The organism is Roseovarius sp. B-10, assembly GCF_056859295.1.
In genome coordinates this window covers 80,507-93,970 of the sequence record NZ_JBSXOE010000032.1, presented here as the reverse complement: position 1 = coordinate 93,970, position 13,464 = coordinate 80,507, and the positions used below count along the sequence as shown (strand labels likewise).

14 protein-coding genes are annotated in these 13,464 nt (G+C 66.3%); 3 read left to right on the top strand and 11 right to left on the bottom strand.

What is annotated here, in order from left to right; genetic code table 11:
* Positions 1 to 28: 28 nt before the first annotated feature.
* The gene (locus tag AC13D8_RS09500; protein ID WP_482968623.1) at positions 29 to 784 is read right to left on the bottom strand and encodes an SDR family NAD(P)-dependent oxidoreductase; all 756 of its coding nucleotides are present in this window, start codon (positions 782 to 784) and stop codon (positions 29 to 31) included.
* 155 nt (positions 785 to 939) lie between these two features.
* On the opposite strand from AC13D8_RS09500, the gene AC13D8_RS09495 reads away from it, so the two are divergent.
* Entirely contained in the window at positions 940 to 2,052 is a 1,113-nt protein-coding gene (locus tag AC13D8_RS09495) for an S-(hydroxymethyl)glutathione dehydrogenase/class III alcohol dehydrogenase (RefSeq protein WP_482968622.1), read from the top strand.
* 80 nt (positions 2,053 to 2,132) lie between these two features.
* Complete coding sequence (gene trpB / locus AC13D8_RS09490) at positions 2,133 to 3,365, top strand: tryptophan synthase subunit beta (protein WP_482968621.1); 1,233 nt, start codon at positions 2,133 to 2,135, stop codon at positions 3,363 to 3,365.
* Positions 3,366 to 3,688: 323 nt separating this feature from the next.
* Here trpB and AC13D8_RS09485 read toward each other — a convergent pair whose 3' ends face one another.
* Together AC13D8_RS09485 and AC13D8_RS09480 are read right to left on the bottom strand one after the other, a co-directional pair.
* Positions 3,689 to 4,063, bottom strand: coding sequence for a DUF2237 family protein (locus AC13D8_RS09485; protein WP_129432220.1), 375 nt, complete (start codon positions 4,061 to 4,063; stop codon positions 3,689 to 3,691).
* Between the two features lie 71 nt (positions 4,064 to 4,134).
* A complete protein-coding gene (locus AC13D8_RS09480; protein ID WP_482968620.1) occupies positions 4,135 to 4,554 on the bottom strand; it encodes a hypothetical protein in 420 nt (139 codons plus the stop codon).
* 143 nt (positions 4,555 to 4,697) lie between these two features.
* On the opposite strand from AC13D8_RS09480, the gene AC13D8_RS09475 reads away from it, so the two are divergent.
* Entirely contained in the window at positions 4,698 to 6,326 is a 1,629-nt protein-coding gene (locus AC13D8_RS09475) for a winged helix-turn-helix domain-containing protein (protein WP_482968619.1), read from the top strand.
* Positions 6,327 to 6,331: 5 nt separating this feature from the next.
* Here the strand turns inward: AC13D8_RS09475 and hmuQ are convergent, their stop codons facing one another.
* The 8 genes from hmuQ to AC13D8_RS09435 all read right to left on the bottom strand — a co-directional run bounded on the left by hmuQ (position 6,332) and on the right by AC13D8_RS09435 (position 13,460).
* Entirely contained in the window at positions 6,332 to 6,652 is a 321-nt protein-coding gene (gene hmuQ, locus AC13D8_RS09470) for a heme-degrading protein HmuQ (protein WP_482968618.1), read from the bottom strand.
* Positions 6,653 to 6,761: 109 nt separating this feature from the next.
* The gene (locus AC13D8_RS09465; RefSeq protein WP_482968617.1) at positions 6,762 to 7,925 is read right to left on the bottom strand and encodes a serine hydrolase domain-containing protein; all 1,164 of its coding nucleotides are present in this window, start codon (positions 7,923 to 7,925) and stop codon (positions 6,762 to 6,764) included.
* A gap of 80 nt (positions 7,926 to 8,005) precedes the next feature.
* On the bottom strand, positions 8,006 to 8,680 hold the full coding sequence (locus AC13D8_RS09460; RefSeq protein ID WP_482968616.1) for a nitroreductase: 675 nt from the start codon (positions 8,678 to 8,680) through the stop codon (positions 8,006 to 8,008).
* Positions 8,677 to 8,856 carry a hypothetical protein gene (locus AC13D8_RS09455; RefSeq protein ID WP_482968615.1) on the bottom strand — a complete coding sequence of 60 codons (180 nt, stop codon included), beginning with the start codon at positions 8,854 to 8,856 and terminating at the stop codon, positions 8,677 to 8,679. The genes AC13D8_RS09460 and AC13D8_RS09455 overlap by 4 nt, the downstream gene beginning before the upstream one ends.
* Positions 8,856 to 9,977: a TFIIB-type zinc ribbon-containing protein gene (locus AC13D8_RS09450; RefSeq protein ID WP_482968614.1), complete on the bottom strand. Its 1,122-nt coding sequence runs from the start codon at positions 9,975 to 9,977 to the stop codon at positions 8,856 to 8,858. The genes AC13D8_RS09455 and AC13D8_RS09450 overlap by 1 nt, the downstream gene beginning before the upstream one ends.
* Before the next feature lie 187 nt (positions 9,978 to 10,164).
* Positions 10,165 to 11,283: an SPFH domain-containing protein gene (locus AC13D8_RS09445; protein WP_482968613.1), complete on the bottom strand. Its 1,119-nt coding sequence runs from the start codon at positions 11,281 to 11,283 to the stop codon at positions 10,165 to 10,167.
* Positions 11,284 to 11,308: 25 nt separating this feature from the next.
* Positions 11,309 to 12,253 carry a DUF2927 domain-containing protein gene (locus AC13D8_RS09440; RefSeq protein WP_482968612.1) on the bottom strand — a complete coding sequence of 315 codons (945 nt, stop codon included), beginning with the start codon at positions 12,251 to 12,253 and terminating at the stop codon, positions 11,309 to 11,311.
* Between the two features lie 7 nt (positions 12,254 to 12,260).
* Positions 12,261 to 13,460 carry a toxic anion resistance protein gene (locus AC13D8_RS09435; protein WP_482968611.1) on the bottom strand — a complete coding sequence of 400 codons (1,200 nt, stop codon included), beginning with the start codon at positions 13,458 to 13,460 and terminating at the stop codon, positions 12,261 to 12,263.
* Between the last annotated feature and the right edge of the window lie 4 nt (positions 13,461 to 13,464).

Genomic DNA, 13,464 nt, shown 5'->3' with positions numbered 1-13,464 from the left:
GTGGTGGGGGCTGGCCCCCACGGGGGCGTCACTGCATCCTGAGCGCCCCGTCGAGGCGGATCACCTCGCCGTTGAGATAGCCGCACTCGACGATGAACCGCGCCAGCCGCGCATATTCGTCGGGATCGCCCAGCCGCTTGGGAAAGGTCACCTCGGCGGCGAGGCTATCCTGTACCTCCGGCGGCAGGCCGCGCATCATCGGCGTGGCGAAGATGCCCGGCGCTATGGCCATCACCCGGATGCCCTCGCGCGCCAGATCGCGCGCCATCGGCAGCGACAGCCCCACGATCCCGCCTTTCGAGGCGGCATAGGCGGCCTGGCCCTTTTGCCCGTCGAAGGCGGCGATGGACGCGGTGTTGACGATCACGCCGCGCGCACCATCGTCGCCGGGGGCGTTCCCGGCCATCTCGGCGGCGGCGAGGCGTGCAACGTTGAACGTACCGACGAGGTTGATATCGATGGTGCGACGAAAGGCATCCAGCGGGTGCGGGCCGTCGCGGCCCAGCGTCTTGGCCCCGGTGGCGATGCCGGCACAGTTGATCGCCGCCGTGATCCGGCCCATCGCGGATTTGGCGGCGGCGACGGCGGCGGCGACCGATGCCTCGTCGGTCACGTCCGTCTCGGCGAAATGCGCGCCGATCTCGGCGGCGACGGCCTGCCCGCGCTCCGCATCGCGGTCAAGCAGCGTCACCTGTGCGCCCGCGCCGCGGAAATGGCGGGCCGTCGCCTCGCCGAGGCCCGAGGCCCCACCGGTTATTATCGCGGCTGTGTCTGTCATGCGCATGGGGGCCTCCCGCAGTAAATGAACAATTGTTCAAATACAGCGCCCCGCCGCGCCTGTCAAAACACTTCGGCCCACCCTCGTGCCACACTCCGAGATTGCCTTTGACGCCATGTCCGACTACGCCTGAAAAAGCGACAACATGAAGGGAGGCGACGATGCGCACGAAAGCTGCGGTAGCGATGGAGGCGGGCAAGCCTCTGGAAATCATGGAGGTTAATCTCGACGGACCCAGGGCAGGCGAGGTGCTGGTCGAGATCAAGGCCACGGGCCTGTGCCACACCGACGAATTCACCCGCTCTGGCGACGACCCCGAGGGGATTTTTCCCGCCATTCTCGGCCACGAGGGTGCGGGCGTCGTGATCGAGGTGGGCGAGGGGGTGACAAGCCTCGAAGTGGGCGATCACGTGATCCCGCTCTACACCCCCGAATGCCGCGAATGCGAATACTGCCTCAACCCCAAGACCAACCTGTGCCAGAAGGTCCGCGCGACGCAAGGGCAGGGCCTCCTTCCCGACGGCACGACGCGGTTCTCCATGCTCGACGGCACGCCGATCCATCACTACATGGGCTGCTCGACCTTCGCCAACCACACCGTGGTCCCCGAGATCGCGCTCGCCAAGGTGCGCAAGGATGCGCCTTTCGACAAGATCTGCTACATCGGCTGCGGCGTGACCACCGGCATCGGCGCGGTGGTCAACACCGCCAAGGTGGAACTGGGCAGCCGCGCCATCGTGTTCGGCCTCGGCGGTATCGGCCTCAACGTCATCCAGGGCCTGCGGCTCGCCGGGGCGGCGCAGATCGTCGGCGTTGATCTCAACCCGTCCAAGGCGGATATGGCGCGCCATTTCGGCATGACCGATTTCGTCAATCCCAAGGACGTCGAGGGCGACATCGTCGCCCATCTCGTCGAGCTGACCGGCGGCGGGGCGGATTACACCTTCGACGCCACCGGCAACGTCAACGTCATGCGCACGGCGCTCGAAGCCGCGCACAAGGGGTGGGGCGAGAGCATCATCATCGGCGTGGCCCCCGCAGGCGCCGAGATCAGCACCCGGCCCTTCCAGCTTGTGACGGGGCGGGTCTGGCGCGGCACCGCCTTCGGCGGCGCGCGCGGGCGCACGGACGTGCCCAAGATCGTCGACATGTACATGTCGGGCATGATCGAGATTGACCCGATGATCACGCATAAACTCACCCTCGAGCAGATCAACGAGGGGTTCGAGCTGATGCACAAGGGAGAATCGATCCGCGCGGTGGTGGAATACTGACACCCCCCGCGCGCCTGCGCCTTGCCCTCCGGGGCGGGGCGCACTAGGACGTGGCGCAGGCAACAAGGGGTGCGCGAGACATGGCCAACGACCTTTTCAACTCCTTCATGACCGGCCCCGACGAAAAGGGCCGGTTCGGCGATTTCGGCGGGCGTTTCGTGTCCGAGACGCTGATGCCGCTCATCCTGGAACTCGAAGAGCGCTACGAGTACGCCAAGACCGACCCGGATTTCTGGGCCGAGATGCATTTCCTGTGGAAGCATTACGTGGGCCGCCCCAGCCCGCTCTACCATGCCGAGCGGCTGACCGAGCGGCTGGGGGGCGCGAAGATCTATCTCAAGCGCGACGAGCTCAACCACACCGGCGCGCACAAGATCAACAACGTGCTGGGCCAGATCATCCTCGCCCGCCGGATGGGCAAGACCCGGATCATCGCCGAGACGGGGGCGGGCCAGCACGGCGTCGCCACCGCCACGGTGTGCGCCAAGTTCGGGCTGAAATGCGTGGTCTACATGGGTGCCACGGATGTCGAGCGTCAGGCGCCCAACGTGTTCCGCATGCGGCTCCTGGGGGCCGAGGTGGTGCCCGTCACCTCCGGGCGCGGCACGCTCAAGGACGCCATGAACGACGCGCTGCGCGATTGGGTGACCAACGTGCGCGACACGTTCTACTGCATCGGCACGGTGGCGGGTCCGCACCCCTACCCGGCGATGGTGCGCGATTTCCAGTCGATCATCGGCAAGGAAACCCGCGAGCAGATGATGGAGGCCGAGGGCCGCTTGCCCGACACGCTGATCGCCGCCATTGGCGGCGGGTCGAACGCGATGGGGCTGTTCTACCCGTTCCTCGATGACAAGGAGGTGGGGATCATCGGTGTCGAGGCCGGGGGCCACGGCGTCGATGACCGGATGGAACATTGCGCCTCGCTCACCGGCGGACGCCCCGGCGTGCTGCATGGCAACCGTACCTACCTGTTGCAGGACGATGACGGGCAGATCCTCGAAGGGCATTCGATCTCGGCAGGGCTCGACTATCCCGGCATCGGACCCGAGCATAGCTGGCTGCACGAGACGGGGCGCGCGAAATACGTCTCGATCACCGACAAGGAGGCGCTGGCGGCGTTCCAGCTCAGTTGCGAGACTGAAGGTATCATCCCGGCGCTGGAGCCGTCCCATGCGCTCGCCCATGTCACCAAGATCGCGCCCGACTTGCCGCGCGATCACCTGCTGGTCATGAACATGTGCGGCCGTGGCGACAAGGACATCTATACCGTCGCCAAGCACCTCGGCTTCGACATCGAGAGCGGCGGCTGAACCTGTTCATCGACGCGCCGGTGGATGGGTCGATGGTGGTGCGGAATCAGCGGTCGATGTCCGGGGTCGGGGGTGGCCTGTAGCGGTCGTTGCTGTGAGCCGCGCCATCGACAGACCGCGGGCTGGCGATCCGACGGATTTTCAGGGCGCTTTATGCTTGCCGAATCCGAAAAACCTGTAATCGGTGCACGAGCTTAGAAAAATCGCCAGTCCGGGGGGCGGCCTGGCGATGGCGCGGCGGCCTTCGGCCTCGATTCCGCGCCCGGGGGCAAGAACCAAATGGCAGGCTCAGGCCATAAGTCCCCACCGCGTGTTCTACCCGCTCAGGCGGCGGCGTGCTGCTCCAACACCTCCAGCGGCACGATGTCGAGCGCGCGGGCATGGGTGGCCGCAAGCCGCACCTGCGGCGCGCAGCCCTCCTCGTGGGCCTGAAGGAATCGCGCCGCGCACAGGCACCACTGATCCCCCGGTTTCAGTCCGGCAAAGCCGAATTCCGGGCGCGGCGTGCTCAGGTCGTTGCCGACATACTTGGAAAAGGCGAGGAACTCTGCCGTCATCAGCGCACAGACCGTGTGGCTGCCGCGATCCTCGGCGCAGGTGTTGCAATGCCCGTCGCGAAAGAACCCGGTCACGGGATCGGACGAGCAGGGCGAAAGCGCCCCGCCCAGCACGTTCTCGGAAGTGTCCATCGTGGTCATGCGCGCGATCTCCTCCGCAGGATCGTAGCGCATACCGCGAGGCCGTCAAACCCTCCATCAGGTATCAGGTATCAGAGGCCCGAGGCCGTCGTCGTCTCGAGCAGGTCAAAGGTCTTGTCACCCCGCGCGTTGAATTTCTGAAGACTGTCGCCGTGGCGCACGACCGTCAGGCAGCGATAACGCCCCGCGTCCTGTGCCATCGACACGCAAACCTCGTTGCCATCGGTGATCGCATAGTGGCCCGTCCCGGACCAGCCACCGCCCTGCAATTCGCCTTGCAGCACATTCGTCGGCGCATAGTGGAAGTTGAAGACCTTGTCGCCGGCACGCGCAACCACGCGCTTGCCCACGAGCAGCTCGGCGATCTCGTCCGAGTTGAGCCTTTCGGCCCCGCTTGCGAGCGCCTCTTCGAGCGCCGTGCCGGCGCTCGCGCTTGTTGCGGCCATGAGCGTGCAGCACGCCGCGATGACAAGAGTTGTCGGGTAAGTCATGGTTCTACTCCTTGCTGGTCCATCCCGCCCGGCATTCAGGCACGCCGGACCAGCACAGCTTGCCCCCGGCAACGTCGGAAAGCTTGATTTCCGGATGACAATTCCTGACACTTCCATGATATCTGCCCGAAAGGCGTGACGTCATGGCGTATCGTTTCGGCGAGTTCACGCTCGATCGCTCGGCCGGACTTCGGGCGGGGGACGCGCCTGTGGCGCTTGAGCCGCAGGCGCTCCGGTTGCTGGAATTCCTGATCGAGCACCGCGCGCGGGTCGTGACCAAGCAAGACCTGATCGAGGAGATATGGCAGGGCCGGGCGATCACCGACGCGGCGCTGGCAACGCGCATCCGGGCGGTTCGGCGGGCGCTCGGGGATGACGCGGCGCAGCAGGCCTATATCCGCACCTATCCCAAGCGCGGCTTCCAGTTCGTGGCCCCGGTTCGGGACGCGAATTCCGCGATCCGCCTGCCAAGGCTCAAAGCGCTCGCACTTGTGGCGGTTTTTGCACTCGCGTTATTCGGCGCGTGGTTCGTGCTTCGGGTTCCCGGTGTCGACGGCAGCACGGTCGGCAGGCCGTCGGTCGCGGTGCTGCGGTTCGATAATCTCGGGGAGGGGGCTGGCGACCGGTCCTTCGCAGATGGCCTGACCGAGGACCTGACCGCGCACTTGTCGCGCTACAAGGAATTGTTCGTCATTTCCGCCGGGACGGTCTTTACCTACGGCGACGGGGCGCTTCGCCCGCTCGATGCCTCCCGCGAGTTCGGAGTCTCTTACGTCGCGCGCGGAAGCGTACGGCGGGATGGCGGGCGCATACGGGTCACCAGCGAGCTGATCGAGATCGCCACAGGCCACACCCTGTGGGCCGAGCGCTACGACCGGGCGCTGACGGACATATTCGCCGTGCAGGACGATATCAGCCGCTCGATCGCGGGCACCCTTGTCCCGCAAATCTTGAAGGATGGCGGACAGCGCGCCACCAGGGTGCCGACCGCAGACATGGGCGCCTGGGAACTCTACCTCGAGGCGCGTCTCCGGCAGGGCCGCTACAGCCGCGCCGATCAATCGGAGGCGGTGCGTCTTGCCCGGCGTGCGGTGGCCAAGGATCCCGGTTTCGCCGCGGCGCATTCGCTGATGGCGCGGGCGCTCGGGACACTGTTCTTCTTTGGCTGGACGGAAGAACCCGGCGACACCATGGCCGAGGCGCGGGCCGCCGCGAGGCGCGCAATCGCGCTCGACGACAGCGATCCGCAGGCCTATGCCGCGCTTGGCTATATCCAGCGCTTTGCCGGGCAGGCGGAGCCCGCGATCGCCAATCTGGAGCGCGCCGTCGCGCTCAACCCCAACGACGCCCGCATCCGGCTGGAATTGGCCCACACGCTCGATTGGTTCCGCCTACAGGAGCGTGCGCTGCCGCAGATCGAGCTTGCCATCCGGCTCAGCCCGCGCGACCCGCTGATCCAGAACATGTATTTCTACAAGGGACACATCCTGTTCCACCTCGGCAGGCACGACGATGCGCTCGCGGCGGCGCGGCAGCTTGGCAGCGTCGCAAGCAGCGACACCTGGCGGGTTTTCCACCACCTGCTGCGCGCCGCGAACCTCGCGCAAATCGACAGGGCGGAGGACGCAGCGGCGGCCATCGCGGATGCGCTGGCGGTCAATCCGTCACTGTCGCTCTCGGCGATGCGCGCACAATTCGAAAAGAGCCGCAACCACCCGGAAAACCGCCGCGCCTGGCTGGCCGCGCTCGAGCGGGCGGGGCTGCCGCCATAGCCCGATCAGCTTTCCTCGAGCACCGTCTCGAATCCCTCGAATTCCGGCGGGCCCAACAGCGCGTCCTGCGTGGTCCGGTTGCCCGCGTCCTTGTGCGCGGCACGAAAGGCGTCGGATTTCGTCCATGCCTCGAACGCCGCGCGGCTCTCCCAGATGACATGGCTGGAATAGAGCCGGTGGCCGTCGCCCTCGGGCCCCTTCAGCAGGCGAAACTCGCGAAAGCCGGGGACGCTGGCCAGATGACTTTCGCGCTTGGCCCACATCCTTTCGAAACCGTCCTCGAAGCCCGGCTTTACGCGGAACCGGTTCATGGCGATGAATGTCATGTCGTGCCCTTCCTTGTATCGGTGTGAAAGGCTGGCTTGGGCCGCGCGTGCGAGCGCTCCCGGCTCGCCCTGCGATCATAGCGCCCCGGCGCGCACTGGCAAGCCGCGCTCAGAGCGCCGCTACGATGCTGCGCAGTGCGTCGATATTGGCTTCCCGCACCCCGTCCTCGCGAAAGCCGCGATCGGCGGAGGTGACCACGATCACCGCGTCGCGGGTGCGGTCGATATAGATATACTGGCCATAGATGCCGTGGGCATAGAATTCGCCCTCGCGCGCGTCGGCGGGCATCCACCAGTGCAGCCCGTATTGCAACGCGCCCTCGGGCGTCGGTGCGCTCGGCACCGTCGAGGCGGCGATCCAGCCTGTGGGCACGATCTGCTGCCCGCCATAGCGGCCCATCTTCGCCACCATCAGCCCGAAGCGGGCATAGTCGCGCGTCGTCAGGTTGAGCCCGCCCAGCGCAAAGGCCACACCCTCGCCATCGGTGATGTAATCGGGCTCCGCCTCGAGCCCCAACGGCGCGATGATCCGCTCCGACAGCAGGCCTGGCAGGGCGCGCCCGGTGGCCCCCCGCAGCGCCATCGCCAGCGCGTGCGTGTCGATGGAGACGTATTTCCACCGCGTCCCCGGTGGCGCGGCGCGCGCGCTCAGCCCGGCGGCGAATCCGTCCATGGAGCCGCCAAGCGCCAGCACACGGCCCATGCGGTTGATGTCGGAATCGTAGTCCAGATAATCCTCGTCAAACTCCAGCCCGCTCGTCATCTGCAGAAGCTGCCGCAGCGTCACCCCGTCATAGGCGCTGCCTGCCAGGCGTGGCGCGTAGCGCGTCACCGGATCGTCCAGCGAGTCGATCTCGCCGCGTTCAAGCGAAATCCCGATGAGCGCGGCAAGAAAACTCTTTGCCACGGACCAGCTTATCCGCCGATCCTGCGCGGTGGTGCCGAGGTGATAGCTCTCATGCGTGATGCGGCCGTTATGCAGCACAAGGAGCGAGGTCACGTTGCGCGTCTCGACCCAATCGATCACATCGGCGGGCAGGGTCATCTCCCGGCCTTGCGGCAGGTCCGATACCGGCCCGTCCCCACGCGGCACGGGCACGGTGAGAAACGCGCGCTCCATTCCCGAGAAATTCGCGACGATCTTTTCCTCGGAAAACAACGTGTTGACGGCGATGAGCCGCGTGATTTCTTCGCGCTTCCACAGCCCCAGAACCACTAGCGCCAGGACGAGGGCCAAAAGGACTCGACCCGCCCATTTCAAGATCCTGCGCATACCGTCCCTCCTGTTTCCCCGCAGCAAAGCCAGCGCGGCGCGCGAATGCAAGCCTGACGAGGCGGCGTGCACGCCGCCCGCTATCTCCTGAGATCGAGCACCTCGTCGAGCGCCGCCCGCGTGGTGCGGAAGCGGTTGGCGGGGTGGTCCGGATCGGGTCGTCCAAACGAGATCGCGCACAGGATCAGCCGCGTTTCCGGCAGGTCGAAATGCGCGCGGACGAATGGCGCATAGGCTGCCACCGAGGCCTGCGCGATACTGCCCACGCCCAGCGCCGTCGCCGCCAGCATGAAGGCGGTTACGAACCCGCCCGTGTCCATCGCGCCGTAGGGGCCCAGCGCGGCCTCGGAATGCACGATGGCCACGTGCGGCGCGCCGAAAAGGCGATAGTTCTCCATGCTTTGCTCGGCCCGCGCGGCGCGATCCTCGCGGGCGATACCCACCGCCTCGTAGAGTTGCAGCCCGCATTCGCGGCGCCGTGCGCCATGCGCGCCCGGATAGCGCTCGGGCCACGGCAGGTCGGGGCTTGGCGTGTCATTGCGCACGGCGTCAAGCAACGCGCGGCGGAACCGCTCGGTCTCCCCCCCGCGCGTCACCGTCACCTGCCAGGGCTGCGCGTTGCACCACGAGGGCGCGCGGCCCGCCGCCTGCACGATGCGCGCGATCACCTCGTCCTCCACCGGGTCGGACAGGAAGGCCCGGCAGGAATGACGCGCGTCCAGCAGGCCGCGCAGCGTGTCGAATTGGTCTGTCATGCGGGATCCTCTGTGCCCGGCCGGGTGTCCGAGAGGCGACCGCCCCCGGGCCACGGGTTCTCGGGATCGAACATAGGCATGGATTGCCCGGCGATCCATGCCCGACCGGCGATGACATCGCTCGTCGCGCCGTCGGCATGGGCGCGGATGATCCTGATCGCCAGGGATGTGTGCATCAGAACCCGCCCTGTTCGAGCGCCACCAGGTAGCCGATCCCGCCGGCCACCGCCGCGCCGATCACCACGGCGACCGCGATCTTCCACGCCGACCACGGCCGCTCGCCCTGCACCCGGCCGGTGCGGGCGTTGACTACGAACCTGTAGGTTCGTCCCCTGAACCTGTAGGCTGCGAGCCAGACCGGCAGCAGGATATGCTTGAAGGTGGTGTCCCGCACCTCGGTGTCGATGTCATGGATGCGTTGCCGGTCGCCGCCGATATCGAACCGAACGTCCCGGGCGATGATCGCGTCCATCTTGTCGCGCGCCTGCGCGAATCCTTGTTCTAGATCAACGCTGTACCCCTCGGCGCGAAACCCCGCGAGGTACTCCGGCGCGTAAGGAACCAGTGCCGACAGGTCCCACGGCTCCAGCGCGTCGGTATAGCGTTTCGGCAAGGCGGTGGACGCCAGCACCAGCACATCGTCGAAAAACCGCGCCACCCGCCCCGACACCGTCCTCCACCGAACCTTAGCAATTTGAATTTGCTGACGTTTTCCGTTTCTCGTGACAGTGCGTGTCTGGTAATAGACGGTGCCACGCTCGCCGCGGTACTGTGACTTGGTGTCGGCGTCGAAGGTCCAGTAGGGCACGTAAATGCCGTGCATCTTCCGGCCCTTGCGGGCGTAGTCCTGCAACCCGTTCGGCGCGAACCACAGCCGCCCCAGCCAGTCGGTCATCGCCTTGCGGGCCTGCTCTTCGCCCAGCGAAAAAGGCAACAATGCCCGTGGCTTGATATGCCGGTGTGTGCCGGTATCGGTGACCACCGGCGAGGCGCAGAACGGGCATTCGGTGGCGTGGGTGTCGGTGCCCAGCTCCACTTGCGCGCCGCAGCTTGTGCAGGTGGTGACGCGGGTGTCCTCCATTTCCTGCGCGGGGAGTTGGTCGCGCAAGGCGGCGGCGAAATCCAGCTCCCTGATACCGCCCTGCCAGGGGCCGCCGGTCTCGATCCCGGCGACGTCGCCGCAGTGATCGCAGATTAGCCGGTCGCCGCCCGGATCATAGCGGTAATCCGCCCCGCAGCTTGCGCAGGGGAAGCGGTGTTTGATCTCAACAGGGGCAGGTGACGGGGTATCTGACATGAGGCTTTCAGAGGATTTATGAAATAATTCCAGGGTGATACGGCGTGAAGCTCAAGCGCCCATGACGCGCGCCGAGGCCGCGTAGAGCAATCACAACCATGTCGTCAGCCCGCCATCACCACGCATCAACAGTAGGCGCGCGGCAGTGAACTCGTGCAGGGTAATGGTCGCGCGGCGGCGCATCTGCTCAGGCGCCCGGCGGCGGGGGCGGCATGACGGTGAAGAGCTGCGCCAGTTCGGCAACGTCCTCGGCGCGCTTCCAGCCGTCCTGCCCGGCGGTCCAGACGAGCGTGTCGCGCGTCAGGCCGCCCTCGGTCACCATGCGCCCCAACCGTGCCTTGGAATAGGGGCCGTGAGTCTGGCCGCCCTCGGCGATGTGCCAGACATGTTCGACAGGCGGGGGCGGCGGGGCTGCCGGCGCCTGTTCTTGTGCGGGACGTGCGCCCCATGGCCCCTGATCGGCCATCTGCTGCGCCATCGCCATGCCCATTCCCATGCCAAGACCCGCGCCAATGCCGCCGCCTCCACTCGGGTTCTTGGCCGCCGCGGTCATCGCCTCGGCAGTCGAATACTGGGTGAAGCGCGACAGGTCGCCCGCGATCCCCATCGAGGTGCGCTTGTCGAGCGCTGCTTCAACACTGGGCGGCAATGATATGTTTTCAATGTAAAATTCTGGTATTTCCAACCCGTATTCCGACACGATTCCGGTGATCTCACCGGCCACCAGTTTGCCCAGGTCACGCGTGTTGGCCGCCATGTCGAGCACCGGGATGCCGCTTCCTGCGATGATGCGGCTGAACGCCTGCACGATGATGTTGCGGATCTGGAAGCTGATCTCGTCCATGGTGAACTCGCCGTCGGTGCCGACAATTTCGGAGAGGAACTTCGCCGGTTCGGAGACGCGCACGGTATACGTGCCATAGGCGCGGATGCGGGTGGGGCCGAATTCCGGGTCGCGCAGCATGATCGGGTTCTTGGTGCCCCATTTCAGATTGGTGAAGCGCGTCGTGGCGATGAAGTAGATTTCTGACTTGAAGGGCGAGCGAAAGCCATGATCCCAGTGCTGGAGCGAGGTCATCACCGGCATGTTGTTGGTTTCCAGCATGTAGAGACCGGGGGTGAAAACGTCCGCCAACTGCCCCTCGTGGACGAACACGGCGGCCTGCCCCTCGCGCACGGTGAGCTTGGCGCCGTACTTGATCTCGTGGCCCTCGCGCTCGAACCGCCAGACCATCGTGTCGCGCGTGTCGTCGGTCCAGTGGATGACGTCGATGAACTGGCCGGAGAGGAAATCGAAGATGGGCATATGGGAAGGCTCCTTTGCGAACGGGTCAGACCGGCCCCGCCTGCCATTCATCCAGCAGGCGGCGGAGGATGGGGCGGGCTTCGTCGGCGGTCATGCCGGGGGAGAGGTCTGGATGGTAAAGCAGGCGCAGCAGCATTTCGTCATGGGTGGTCAGCCACGCGAACTCGTCATCGTCGTTGAAGATCGAGGGTCGTGCTCGGGGACTGTCATTGGCGAGGCCGAGCCCCTGCGCCAGCTCCTCGTGGAAGCACGATTCGCGCATGAGTTGCGGGTGCTCGGCGCGGACCCATGCAATCGCGCGGTCGTAGGAATAGGGATTGCCGCGGTCGGAGAAGGCCACGACGAGGCAATGGATGCTGCGCGGCATGTCGCGAAAGACGCCAAGGGTTGCCGCGTCGATATCGGGGGCGATGCGGCGGACGCGGGCGAGACCATCGGCGCGGTCGTCCTCGCCCATGACCAGAACGTGGAAGTTGGCCCCGCGGCGCACCATCGAGATCGGATGGCGCGCTGCGTCTGCTAGCCGCTCGGTATAGTCGTCGAGCGTGGCGCGATCCGCCGAGCGCTGTTCCTCGGGCACCGAGGTGCCGAATTCCATCCCGATGCGTACCGGCGACGTCCATTTCCGCAGGCCCCCCGCGCGGCCCGAGGACGAGCGAAATCCGGCACCGGGCGCGTATTCGTCGAAGAATACGATACGCTCGAAATTGCGCATCAGGTCGGTGTCGGTAAAGGGCGTGTCGGGCCCGCCGCCATCGACGCGCAGGAGGCCACGACCCTTGAGATCGCGCTCGATGCGCGCGTAATGAGCGACGAGCGCCTTGCTGCGGGCAGACGGGCCGTCGTCGCCTTGGGCGGGCGGGCGCGGGGCGGAGGGTGCGGGCGCATCAGGCACCGGCATGTCGCAGGCCGATAGCGCCAGCGCCAGCACCAGCCCTGCGAGGACGCGCAACCCTTGTCCCGCCGTCATCGCCGCCTCAGCCCTTCGGCACGGCGGTTGCGGCGGTGTCGCCCACCCCGTCGCCCCGCGACTTGGCCGAGGCGAGCGTGTCGCGCAGTTCGGCCTCCATTTTCTTGAGGTCTTCCTCCGCACGGGCGCGTTTCGCCTTGCCCTCGTCGGCGATGGCAAGGCTCTCCTCGATGGTGCCGATGAGATCGGCATTGGCCTGTTTCACCGCCTCGATGTCGAAAACGCCGCGCTCCATCTCCTGCCGGATCATCTTGTTGCTCTCGCGCAGGTTGGCGGCGTTGGCGGTCAGCAGCTCGTTGGTGAGGTCGTTGGCGTCGCGCACCGCCGCCGCGGCCTCGGCCGAGCGTTGTATGGTGACCGCTTGCGCCAGTTGGGTTTCCCACAGCGGCACGGTGTTGACGAGGGTGGAGTTGATCTTGGTGACAAGCGACTTGTCGTTTTCCTGCACCAGCCGGATCGAGGGCAGCGATTGCATGGTCACCTGGCGGGTGAGTTTCAGGTCGTGCACCCGGCGTGCGAGGTCGTCGCGGGCGGCGCGCAGGTCGCGCAACTCCTGTGCCTTCATCACCTGGTCGTTTTCCGGCGCGGCCTCCATCTCGACCTCCTTGGCCGGGATGTCCTTGTCGTCCAGCTCCTTGAGCTTGGCCTCGCCCGCCGCGATGTAGAGCGCCAGTTCGTCGTAGAAGGCGAGCGTCTTCTCGTAGAGCATGTCGAGCGACTTTATGTCCTTCAGCAGGGTATGCTCGTGGCCCAGCAGGCTCTCGGTGATGCGGTCGATCTGGCCCTGCACCTCTTCGTAGCGGGCGGTGAACTTGGCGAACGGGGCGGCGCGGCCCAGCAGTTTTTCCCACCAGGACCGATCGCGGCGCACGTCCAGCTCGGAGACGGAAAAACCCCGGATCGTGGTGACGATGCCGCGCAAGGAGTCACCCGCCGGGCCCACGTCCTTGTTGCGCACGCCCTGCAGCATGGATTGCGAGATTTCCTGCAATTCCGCCTGCGCCGCCGAGCCGAAAGAGACGATGGACTGCGTGTCGGCCATGTCGATCTCGGCCATGCGGCGCGCGATCTCGGCGCTCTGGGTTGCATCGGCCTTTTCCAGCGGAACGATGGCATTGGCGTCCGTGGGTTCGGGCAGCACCGCGCGGCTCACGGATTCGACATCGGCGAGCACGGCCTCGGCCTTTTGACGGGTGGCGTCTGACATGGGG

Coding starts and splice junctions, on each gene's coding strand:
- trpB (WP_482968621.1), top strand. CDS start 2,133: ATGGCCAACGACCTTTTCAACTCCTTCATGACCGGCCCCGACGAAAAG.
- AC13D8_RS09465 (WP_482968617.1), bottom strand. CDS start 7,925: ATGCGCAGGATCTTGAAATGGGCGGGTCGAGTCCTTTTGGCCCTCGTC.
- AC13D8_RS09500 (WP_482968623.1), bottom strand. CDS start 784: ATGCGCATGACAGACACAGCCGCGATAATAACCGGTGGGGCCTCGGGC.
- AC13D8_RS09475 (WP_482968619.1), top strand. CDS start 4,698: ATGGCGTATCGTTTCGGCGAGTTCACGCTCGATCGCTCGGCCGGACTT.
- AC13D8_RS09455 (WP_482968615.1), bottom strand. CDS start 8,856: ATGCACACATCCCTGGCGATCAGGATCATCCGCGCCCATGCCGACGGC.
- AC13D8_RS09495 (WP_482968622.1), top strand. CDS start 940: ATGCGCACGAAAGCTGCGGTAGCGATGGAGGCGGGCAAGCCTCTGGAA.
- AC13D8_RS09440 (WP_482968612.1), bottom strand. CDS start 12,253: ATGACGGCGGGACAAGGGTTGCGCGTCCTCGCAGGGCTGGTGCTGGCG.
- AC13D8_RS09450 (WP_482968614.1), bottom strand. CDS start 9,977: ATGTCAGATACCCCGTCACCTGCCCCTGTTGAGATCAAACACCGCTTC.
- AC13D8_RS09445 (WP_482968613.1), bottom strand. CDS start 11,283: ATGCCCATCTTCGATTTCCTCTCCGGCCAGTTCATCGACGTCATCCAC.
- hmuQ (WP_482968618.1), bottom strand. CDS start 6,652: ATGACATTCATCGCCATGAACCGGTTCCGCGTAAAGCCGGGCTTCGAG.
- AC13D8_RS09485 (WP_129432220.1), bottom strand. CDS start 4,063: ATGACCACGATGGACACTTCCGAGAACGTGCTGGGCGGGGCGCTTTCG.
- AC13D8_RS09460 (WP_482968616.1), bottom strand. CDS start 8,680: ATGACAGACCAATTCGACACGCTGCGCGGCCTGCTGGACGCGCGTCAT.
- AC13D8_RS09480 (WP_482968620.1), bottom strand. CDS start 4,554: ATGACTTACCCGACAACTCTTGTCATCGCGGCGTGCTGCACGCTCATG.
- AC13D8_RS09435 (WP_482968611.1), bottom strand. CDS start 13,460: ATGTCAGACGCCACCCGTCAAAAGGCCGAGGCCGTGCTCGCCGATGTC.